The organism is Moritella sp. Urea-trap-13 (assembly GCF_002836355.1).
Taxonomy (GTDB): Bacteria; Pseudomonadota; Gammaproteobacteria; order Enterobacterales; family Moritellaceae; genus Moritella.
Window position 1 is genome coordinate 1 of the sequence record NZ_PJCA01000011.1, and the last position, 1,241, is coordinate 1,241.

The 1,241-nt window shown below is 42.1% G+C and carries 1 protein-coding gene; it reads left to right on the forward strand.

Going from position 1 to position 1,241, the window contains the following annotated elements:
* The coding region (locus tag CXF93_RS02890) for an isocitrate lyase (protein WP_101060897.1) at positions 1-1,241 on the forward strand (1,241 nt) is incomplete at both ends.

Here is a 1,241-nt window from a genome sequence, read left to right on the forward strand (position 1 = left end):
ACGCAGTCTTTAGGTTGCTGGCATGGTTTTATCGGTCAACAAAAAATGATTTCTATTAAGAAACATTTTGAAAATAATACTGACCGTCGTTATCTTTATCTTTCAGGTTGGATGGTTGCTGCATTACGCTCTGAGTTTGGTCCACTACCAGACCAATCAATGCATGAAAAAACGTCTGTTTCAGATCTAATCGAAGAACTATACACTTTCCTACGTCAAGCAGATGCACGTGAACTAGGCGGTTTCTTCCGTGAACTAGACGCTGCAAGAAATGCGGGCGATACAGCTAAAGCAGCTGCGGTACAAGACCAAATTGACAACCATGTAACGCACGTTGTGCCAATCATTGCAGATATCGATGCGGGCTTTGGTAACGCAGAAGCAACTTACCTAATGGCTAAGAAAATGATTGAAGCGGGTGCATGTTGTATCCAAATCGAAAACCAAGTATCTGATGAAAAACAATGTGGCCACCAAGATGGTAAAGTAACGGTACCACATGAAGACTTCTTGGCGAAAATCAATGCTGTTCGTTATGCATTCCTAGAGCTTGGTATCGACAACGGCGTTATTGTTGCTCGTACTGATTCATTAGGTGCTGGTCTAACAAAACAAATTGCAGTAACGAATGAAGCAGGTGACCTTGGTGACCAATATAATTCATTCCTTGATTGTGATGAGATCACAGAAGCAGAGCTAGGTAATGGTGATGTTATTCTGAAGAGAGACGGTAAATTATTACGTCCTAAACGTCTACCAAGTAACTTGTTCCAATTTAAAGAAGGTACTGGTGAAGCACGTTGTGTACTAGATTGCATTACATCGCTACAAGGCGGCGCTGATTTATTATGGATCGAAACTGAGAAGCCACACGTTGGTCAAATCGGTGCAATGGTTAATGAGATCCGTAAAGTAGTACCGAATGCGAAACTTGTTTACAACAACTCGCCATCATTCAACTGGACGCTTAATTTCCGTCAACAAATCTTTGATATCATGGTTGAAGCTGGTCAAGACGTTGCAGCATATGACCGTGCAGACTTGATGAACGAGAAATACGACATCACAGAATTAGCAATCCAAGCTGATGAGAAAATCCGTACATTCCAAGCTGATTCAGCACGTGAAGCGGGTATCTTCCACCACCTAATTACGTTACCAACTTACCATACTGCTGCGCTATCAACTGATAACCTAGCGAAAGAGTACTTCGGTGACCAAGGTATGCTGGGTTATGTTAA